This window comes from Rhodopseudomonas sp. BR0C11 (assembly GCF_010820945.1).
GTDB classification, from domain to species: Bacteria; Pseudomonadota; Alphaproteobacteria; order Rhizobiales; family Xanthobacteraceae; genus Rhodopseudomonas; species Rhodopseudomonas palustris_H.
The window spans coordinates 1-8,034 of sequence record NZ_QTKI01000217.1; the positions used below are offsets into that span (position 1 = coordinate 1).

Annotated in this window: 7 protein-coding genes; all 7 read left to right on the forward strand. The window is 66.1% G+C overall.

The window, feature by feature from the left end:
* On the forward strand, nucleotides 1–527 hold a 527-nt coding region (locus DYI24_RS16440; protein WP_164573061.1), incomplete at its 5' end, for an amidohydrolase family protein.
* A 94-nt stretch (nucleotides 528–621) separates the two neighbouring features.
* A complete protein-coding gene (locus DYI24_RS16445; RefSeq protein WP_164573067.1) occupies nucleotides 622–2,913 on the forward strand; it encodes a xanthine dehydrogenase family protein molybdopterin-binding subunit in 2,292 nt (763 codons plus the stop codon).
* Nucleotides 2,910–3,740 (forward strand): FAD binding domain-containing protein, encoded by an 831-nt coding sequence (locus DYI24_RS16450; RefSeq protein ID WP_164573062.1) that lies wholly within the window; start codon nucleotides 2,910–2,912, stop codon nucleotides 3,738–3,740. Before DYI24_RS16445 ends, DYI24_RS16450 begins: the two co-directional genes overlap by 4 nt.
* Nucleotides 3,737–4,921 carry a xanthine dehydrogenase family Fe-S subunit gene (locus DYI24_RS16455; protein ID WP_164573063.1) on the forward strand — a complete coding sequence of 395 codons (1,185 nt, stop codon included), beginning with the start codon at nucleotides 3,737–3,739 and terminating at the stop codon, nucleotides 4,919–4,921. Before DYI24_RS16450 ends, DYI24_RS16455 begins: the two co-directional genes overlap by 4 nt.
* Before the next feature lie 78 nt (nucleotides 4,922–4,999).
* On the forward strand, nucleotides 5,000–6,058 hold the full coding sequence (locus DYI24_RS16460) for an ABC transporter substrate-binding protein (RefSeq protein WP_164573064.1): 1,059 nt from the start codon (nucleotides 5,000–5,002) through the stop codon (nucleotides 6,056–6,058).
* Nucleotides 6,059–6,126: 68 nt separating this feature from the next.
* The gene (locus DYI24_RS16465) at nucleotides 6,127–6,999 is read left to right on the forward strand and encodes a branched-chain amino acid ABC transporter permease (protein ID WP_164573065.1); all 873 of its coding nucleotides are present in this window, start codon (nucleotides 6,127–6,129) and stop codon (nucleotides 6,997–6,999) included.
* A complete protein-coding gene (locus tag DYI24_RS16470; RefSeq protein WP_164573066.1) occupies nucleotides 6,996–8,030 on the forward strand; it encodes a branched-chain amino acid ABC transporter permease in 1,035 nt (344 codons plus the stop codon). Before DYI24_RS16465 ends, DYI24_RS16470 begins: the two co-directional genes overlap by 4 nt.
* The last annotated feature ends 4 nt before the right edge of the window (nucleotides 8,031–8,034 follow it).

Consider the following 8,034-nt stretch of genomic DNA (forward strand, 5'->3'; position numbering starts at 1 on the left):
TCCATCCTGTGATCCAGGCGGCGCTCGATCGCGGTCTGAAGGTGGATGTCGGCCACGGCAGCCACTTCTCTTATCGGCTCGCCAAGAAGGCGATCGCCGCCGGCATCGTGCCGACGACGCTTGGCGCCGACATCCACGGCTACAACACCCACGTGCCGGCGCCGGCCGGCACGCCCGATCAGCACGAGGACGAGGAGAACCATCCGTTCGCCGGGCAGGCCAAGTTCAGCCTGGTGCAGGCGATGAGTTCGATGATGGCGCTTGGCTTGTCGCTCGAACAGGTGGTGCCGATGGTCACCGCCAATCCGGCCAAGATGATCAATCGAGCCGAAGAGATTGGTGCGCTGAAGGTCGGGATGGTGGCGGACGTGTCGGTGCTGACGCAGCGCGCCGGCCGCTTCGTGCTGCGCGACAATGAGAACACCGAAGTCATCGCGGAAAGCCTGCTGCAGCCGGCGTTCTGCCTGCGCGCCGGCGTCCGCTACGACGCCGACGCCGCGATCCTGCCCGAAGCCGTTGCAGCCTGAGGAGGGATCGGCGGTGCACGGACGGATCGATCAGCGTCAGGGCAGCGGGCAGGGCGTCGGTGCACGCCTGCCGCGCAAGGAGGACGACCGCCTGATGCGCGGGCGCGGTCAGTACGTGGCCGACATCCGCCTCGCCGGGATGCAGGACGTCGCCTTCCTACGCAGTCCGCTGGCGCATGCTCGCATCCGCGGCATCCATGTGCCGGAAGCGTATCGCGACCGTGTGTTCACCGCCGCGGATCTCGTCGGCGTCAATCCGATCCGTGCGGTATCGGGACTGCCGGGCTTCAAGATCTCCGAACAGCCGGTGCTGGCGACCGACAAGGTCCGGCAGGTCGGCGAACTGATCGCGATGTGTGTCGCGCCGACGCGCGCTGAAGCCGAGGATATCGCGGCCGCCGTGGTGCTCGATCTCGAAGAGCTGCCGGCGGTGCACGACATGCTGCAGGCGCGGGCGCCGGATGCGCCGCTGGTGCACGAGCACTGGGGCGATAACGTCTTTCTCGAAACCAATTTCGAAGTCGATATCTCGGCGGCGCTCGACGCTCCGATCAAGGTGTCGCGCGAGATCACCACGGCGCGGCAGTGCATGGCGCCGCTGGAAGGCCGGGGTGCAGTGGCGAGCTTTGATCACCGGCTCGATCAGCTCGTCGTCACGACCTCTGCGCAGATGCCGCACATCAACCGCAACGGCCTCGCCGAATGCCTCGGTATGGATCAGGGCCGCATCCGTGTGATCTCGCCGGATGTCGGCGGCGGTTTTGGCCACAAGGGCATTCTGCTGCCCGAGGAGGTCTGTCTGTCGTGGCTGACGATGCGGCTCGGCCATCCGGTGCGCTGGATCGAGGATCGTCGCGAACATCTCACCGCCAGCGCCAACTGCCGCGAGCATCATTACAAGATCACGCTCTATGCCGATCGCGACGGCAAACTGCGCGGGATCGATTGCGAGGCGACCGTCGATTCTGGCGCGTACTCGTCCTATCCGTTCTCCGCATGCCTCGAGGCCGCGCAGGTCGCCAGCATCCTGCCCGGCCCATATGTGATGCCGGCCTACCGCTGCCGGACCTTTTCAGTCGCCACCAACAAATGTCCGATCCTGCCGTATCGCGGCGTCGCGCGCACCGGCGTCTGCTTCGCGCTGGAACTGATGCTCGATCTCGTCGCGGCCGAAACAGGGCTGGAGCCGAGCGAAGTGCGGCTGCGCAATTTGGTGCGGCCCGAGCAGATGCCGTTCGACAACATCACCAACAAGCATTTCGACAGCGGCGACTATCCAGAAGCGATGCGGCGGGCTTTGGAGGCCATTGATATCGAGGCCCTGCGCGCGCGGCAGCGCCGCGGAGAGCCGGATGGCCGCCGTATCGGGCTCGGCGTGTCGATCTATTGCGAGCAGGCTGCGCACGGCACGTCGGTCTATTCCGGCTGGGGCATCCCGATGGTGCCGGGCCACGAGCAGGCGACAGCGCGGCTGACGCCGGACGGCGGGCTCGAACTTCGTGTCGGCGTGCATTCGCACGGCCAGAGCATGGAAACCACGCTGGCGCAGGTCGCCCACGAGATGCTCGGCGTTGATGTTGGCAACGTGCGGATCATTCTGGGCGACACGGCGATGACGCCGTATTCGACCGGCACATGGGGCTCGCGCTGCGCCGTGATGGCCGGCGGAGCAGTGGCGACCGCGTGCGGCGATCTCGGTGACCGCATCAAGCGCATCGGCGCCAAGCTGCTGCAGCAGGATTTGGCTGACGTCGAGCTGCGCGACGGCGAGGTCCACGGCCCGAACGGCAGCGTGACGCTGCGCGAGATCGCACACACCTGGTATCGCCGCCCGCAGGATCTGCCGAAGGATGTCGATCCCGGCGGCCTCGACGTCACCTCCGGCTACAAGCCGCAGCGCGACAGCGGCACCTTCAGCTACGCCGCGCATGCAGCTGTCGTCGCCGTTGATCCCGATCTCGGGGCCGTCGAAATTCTCGATTACGTGATCGTCGAAGATGGCGGCGTGCTGATCAATCCGATGGTGGTCGACGGCCAGATTCTTGGCGGTCTCGCCCAGGGCGTTGGCACCGCGCTTTACGAAGAGATGCCGTTCGATGCGAGCGGCCAGCCGCTGGCGACGACGTTTGCGGACTATCTGTTGCCGGGACCGACCGAAGTGCCGGCGCCACGGCTCGATCACATGGAGACGCCGGCGCCCTATACGCGGTTCGGCGTCAAGGGGATCGGCGAGGGTGGTGCGATCGCGCCGCCGGCTGCGATAGCCAACGCCGTCAACGATGCGCTGCGGCCCTATGGCGCTGAACTGATGCGCTCTCCGATCACGCCGCATCGCGTTGTCGAAGCATTGATCGGGGCGCAGAACGCGGGGAGGGCGGCCGCATGAAGCCCGCGCCGTTCGATTACGCCCGCCCGCGCGATCTCACCTCTGCATTGGCGTTGCTTGCCAGCAACGCCGGCGCCAAGGTGATGGCCGGCGGCCAGTCGCTGGGGCCGATGCTGAATCTACGGCTGGCGCAGCCCGAGCAGATCGTCGACATCACCGCGATCGACGAGCTGAAGCTAGCCGAGGTCCGTGGCGACGAGCTGGTGCTCGGCGCCTGCATCACCCACGCCGATATCGAAGACGGCCGCGTGCCGGACGTGACGAGAGGCGCGATGCGCGGCGTCGCTGCCAACATCGCCTATCGCGCGGTGCGCAATCGCGGCACGCCCGGCGGCTCGCTGAGCCATGCCGATCCGTCCGCCGACTGGGTCTCGGTGCTGATCGCACCCGGCGCGGGACTGACGCCCCGCAGTCCCGCCGGGACGCGGCAGGTCGCGCTGTCCGACTTCATCGTCGGCGCGCTGCAGAGCTGTTTGCAGCCCGGCGAACTGGTCGCCGCGATCCACATCCCGAAGCGGCCGGCAAAGGGGCAATGGGGCTACGTCAAGGCCTGCCGCAAGACCGGTGAATTCGCCCACGGCCAATGCGCGGTGTTGATCGATCCTGATGCCGGGAGCGCGCGGATCGTCATCGGCGCACTCGATGCCGCGCCGATCCTGGTCGCGGAGCCTGCGGAGCTGTTCGGTGGCCATATCGACGCCGACTACAAGAACCGGTTCGATTCCCGCGTTGCCGACCGGTTGCTGAGCGACGCCGGCGTCACGGACGCGGTGCATCGCCACATTCATCTCACGGTGCTGAAGCGCGCCCTGCAGGAGGCCGCATGAGCACGCTGGCCGTGACTATCAACCGCCGCACCGTCGATCTGCGTCCCGAGCCGCGCACAAGCTTGGCCGATGTCGTGCGCGATCATCTCGACCTCACCGGTACGCATCTCGGTTGCGAGCATGGCGTCTGCGGCGCCTGCACCGTGCTGATCGATGGCGTTCCGGCGCGGTCGTGCATCACCTTCGCAGCCGCTTGCGAGGGCGCTGCGGTCACCACGATCGAGGGATTGGATGACGACGAGATCGCCACCGAGCTGCGCGCCGCGTTCACGCGTGAACATGCGCTGCAATGCGGCTACTGCACGCCCGGCATGCTGGTGTCGGCGCGCGATCTGGTGCTGCGTCTGCCCGAGGCGGACGAGCAAGCCATCCGCATCGGGATGAGCGGCAACCTCTGCCGTTGCACCGGTTATGTCGGCATCGTCCGCGCGGTGATGTCGGTGATTGCAGCCCGCCGTGCGCGCGGCATCCAACTCGTCGTCGGTGGGGGCCGCACGACACTGGGGCCGGCCGGATCGGGACATGGCGCGGCCAAAGACGATCTCCACGTGGCGTCGTCTGCGCCCGCGAACGTCACGGCGGCTCTGCCGACTGCTGCGATTGCGGACTTCACGCCGACCGCCACGATCGAGCAGGCGTTCGAGGTGCAGCATCCGCCCGCGGAAGTCGCTGCGTTGTTCGGAGATGTCGCCGCGGTCGCTGCCTGTTTGCCTGGCGTCGCTCTGACCAACGCCGCCGATCCCAATCGCATCGAAGGCGAGATCCGCGTGCAGGTCGGGCCGATCGCGGCGCAGTTCGCGGGCCTTGCCCGGATCGATCGTGCCGAAGACGGCTGCTCGGGTCGCATCATCGGCACCGGCAATGATCGCCGCAGCCGGTCATCGACCCAGGGTGAAATCCGCTACCGGCTGACGCCGCGGAGTGAGGGGCGCGTGACTCGGGTTGATCTGACGATCGGCTACACGCTCGCCGGTCTGCTGGCGCAGGTCGGACGTAGCGGCCTGGTGCGCGATCTCGCCCGACGGCTGGTCGATCAGTTCGCAGCCAATCTCGAGCGCAAGCTGTCCGGTGAGACGGTCGGTCCTGCTCAAGCTGCACAACATCTCAACGGGCTGGCGCTGCTGCTCGGCCTGATAAGGGCCCGGCTGCCGCGCTGGCTGGGAGGTACGTCCCGCCATTAGCGGCGGGCGAAGTCGACGTGCGACGGACGCCGGGGGCGGCGTCCGGTGAAACAACAAAACGATCACGGAGAAACGAGGATGATGCGAACCCTGCGGACTGCTTCTCTCATCGCGCTGGCGACGGCGTGCCTGATGGCCTCGGCCTCGGCCGAGACGATCAAGATCGGCGTCAACGAACCGCTGACCGGCGCCTTCGCGGCCTCGGGCACCTACGTCGTCAACGGCGCCAAGATTGCCGCCGACGAGATCAACGCCAAGGGCGGCGTGCTCGGCAAGCAGATCGAACTGGTGATCGAGGACAACAAGAGCAACCCGACCGAAGCGGCCGCGGTTGCCGAGAAGCTGATCACCCGCGACAAGACGCCGGTGATGATGGGTGCCTGGGGCTCCAGCCTGACGCTGGCGGTGATGCCCAAGCTGATCGAATACGAAGTGCCGATGGTGGTGGAGACCTCATCTTCGGGTAAAATCACCACCACGGGTAATCCCTACATCTTCCGTATCTCGCCGCCGTCGGCGATCGAGGCCGCCGCGTTCGCCAAGATCATCGACAAGCTCGGCCTGAAGAAGGTCGACTTCCTGGTCATCAATAACGATTGGGGCCGCGGCGCCGCCGAGGACTTCGGCAAGATGATGAAGGAGAAGGGCATCGGCGTCGGCCTGGTCGAGACCATGGACCAGGGCGCGCAGGACATGAGCGCGCAGCTCTCCAAACTGAAGGGCTCGGACTCTGAGACGATCATCGTCACCGCGGCGGTCGATCAGCTCACGCTGCTGTTCAAGCAGGCGGCCGCGCTCGGCCTGAAGAAGCGGATTATCACCACTGGCGGTTCGCAGAACCCCGACCAGATCATCGCCCAGGCCGGGGCCGCCGCCAACGGCACCATGCATCTGACGACCTTCCTGCCGTGGTTCCCGGACAAGACGCCGAACCCGGAAGCGACCACGTACTTCGTCTCCGAATGGAAGAAGCGCGGTTTCGACTTCGCAGGCTGCACCGAGAGCTTCCGCGGCTATGACGGCATCCGCACTGCGGCGGCTGCGATCGAAAAGGCCGGCAAGGAGAGCGGCCAGAGCCAGCCCAACGTGTACCTGATCGAGATCGCCGACGGCAAAGTCGGGATGAAGGATCTCTGATCGCACGACACGACCACCGGCGAGGCGCGACCAGCGCCTCGTCCTTCCCCGGCAGGTGAGGATCGACCTTGGGCGAATTACTCCAGCATCTCATCAACACGCTCGTGCTCGGCGGCACCTATGCGCTGCTCGGCATCGGCCTCACGTTGATCTTCGGCATCATGAATGTCGTGAATTTCACCCATGGCATTCTTTACACCTTCGGTGCCTACGTGATGTTCATCGTGGTGCAGAAGTTCGAGTTGAACTTCTTCGTCGCGCTGCCGCTGGCGATCGCGAGCGGCTGGGCGCTCGGCGCGCTGGTGGAATTGACGTTGCTGCGGCCGCTGCGCGGCTCCGACATCGACACCACCATGCTGGTGATGATCGGCGCCTGGATCGCGATGCAGTCGGCGACGCTGTGGGTGTGGGGCGGCGTCGCCAAATCGGTGCCGACGCCGTTTCCGGACGCGCCGCTGGAGATCGGCCCGATCTCGGTATCGTGGCTGCGGCTGTTCGTGCTGCTCGCTGCCGGCGCGTTGATTGTGCTGACTTACGTGCTGATCAACCGCACCCGGCTCGGCAGCGCGATGCGCGCGACGTTCCAGGATCAGGACACGGCAGCGCTGATGGGCGTCAACGTCAACCTGATCTACACCTCGACCTTTGCAATGGGCTCGAGCCTTGCCGCCGCGGCCGGCGCGCTGCTCGGTCCGGTCTACGTGGTCTATCCGGCGATGGGTGATCTTGCCGCCGTCAAGGCGTTCGCCATCGTCATTCTCGGCGGTCTCGGCAACATCACCGGCGCGGTGATCGGGGGCTTCATCCTGGCGCTCGCCGAAGAGCTGGGCGCCGGCTACATCTCCTCCGGCTATCGCGACGCGATGGGCTTCCTGATCATCATCGCCGTGCTGGTCTTCCGCCCGACCGGGCTGTTTCCTCGTGCGGAGCGCGTCGGATGAAATTGTTACTGTCGATCATCATCGTCGCTGCGCTCGCCGCCGTTCCGCTGTGGCTGAGCGATCCGTATCTGCTCAACGCGCTGATCACCACCGGCATCTTCGTGATCGGCGCGATGAGCCTCAATCTGCTGCTCGGCTTCACCGGCCAGCTCAGCCTCGGCCACATCGCCTTCTTCGGCATCGGCGCCTATGTCAGCGCGTTGACCTCGCTCGGCTTCAGCGTCAGCCTGCCGTTCGGATTGCACGTCGTGCACGAGCCGTGGCCGCCGCTGGCCGGCTTCGCGGTTGCCGTGCTGCTGTCGGCGCTATGCGGCTATCTGGTCGGGCGGCTGTCGTTCCGGGTGCGCGGTGCGTATTTCGTCATCGTCACCATCTCGTTCGCCGAGGTGGTGCGATTGGTGGCGCTGAATTGGGTCGAGCTGACGCAGGGGCCGTTGGCGCTGACCAGCATCCCCCCGATGCAGGTGAGCTTCCCGGGCCTCGGCGAATTCGTCTTCCGCACCAAGCTGCACAACTACTACCTAGTGCTTGGCGTTGCCGTGCTTTGTTATCTCCTGATTGCCCGGCTGGTGCGTTCGCATGTCGGTCGGGCGATGCGTGGCTTGATGGAGAACGAGACGCTGGCGGTGTCGATCGGCATCGACGTCACCAAGACGCTGACGCTGGCGGCTGTGGTTTCGGCCGGCATTTGCGGAGGTGCCGGCAGCTTGTACGCGCACTACATCAAGATCATCGATCCTGAAGTTTTCGCCTTCATCAACACGGTGACGATGGTGATCATGGTGATCACCGGCGGCAAGGGCACGCTCGCCGGGCCGGTGGTCGGCGGGCTGATCTTCGGCCTGATGCCGGTGGCGCTGCGGCCGGTGATGGCGCCCGAGGCGCAGTGGATCGCCTATGGCAGCGCGCTGATCGTCATCCTGTTCATCATGCCGCGCGGCATCGTGCCGGCGCTGGTGCAGTGGCTCCCGCGGATGAAATCGGTGGCAACGCCGAGCTTCGCCAAGCGCGGCGTCGAGGAGGGCGCATGATGAC

What these genes read in the sequence shown, in the direction of transcription:
- DYI24_RS16445 (WP_164573067.1), top strand. Translation starts at nt 622, where the DNA reads ATGCGCGGGCGCGGTCAGTACGTGGCCGACATCCGCCTCGCCGGGATG.
- DYI24_RS16450 (WP_164573062.1), top strand. Translation starts at nt 2,910, where the DNA reads ATGAAGCCCGCGCCGTTCGATTACGCCCGCCCGCGCGATCTCACCTCT.
- DYI24_RS16455 (WP_164573063.1), top strand. Translation starts at nt 3,737, where the DNA reads ATGAGCACGCTGGCCGTGACTATCAACCGCCGCACCGTCGATCTGCGT.
- DYI24_RS16460 (WP_164573064.1), top strand. Translation starts at nt 5,000, where the DNA reads ATGATGCGAACCCTGCGGACTGCTTCTCTCATCGCGCTGGCGACGGCG.
- DYI24_RS16470 (WP_164573066.1), top strand. Translation starts at nt 6,996, where the DNA reads ATGAAATTGTTACTGTCGATCATCATCGTCGCTGCGCTCGCCGCCGTT.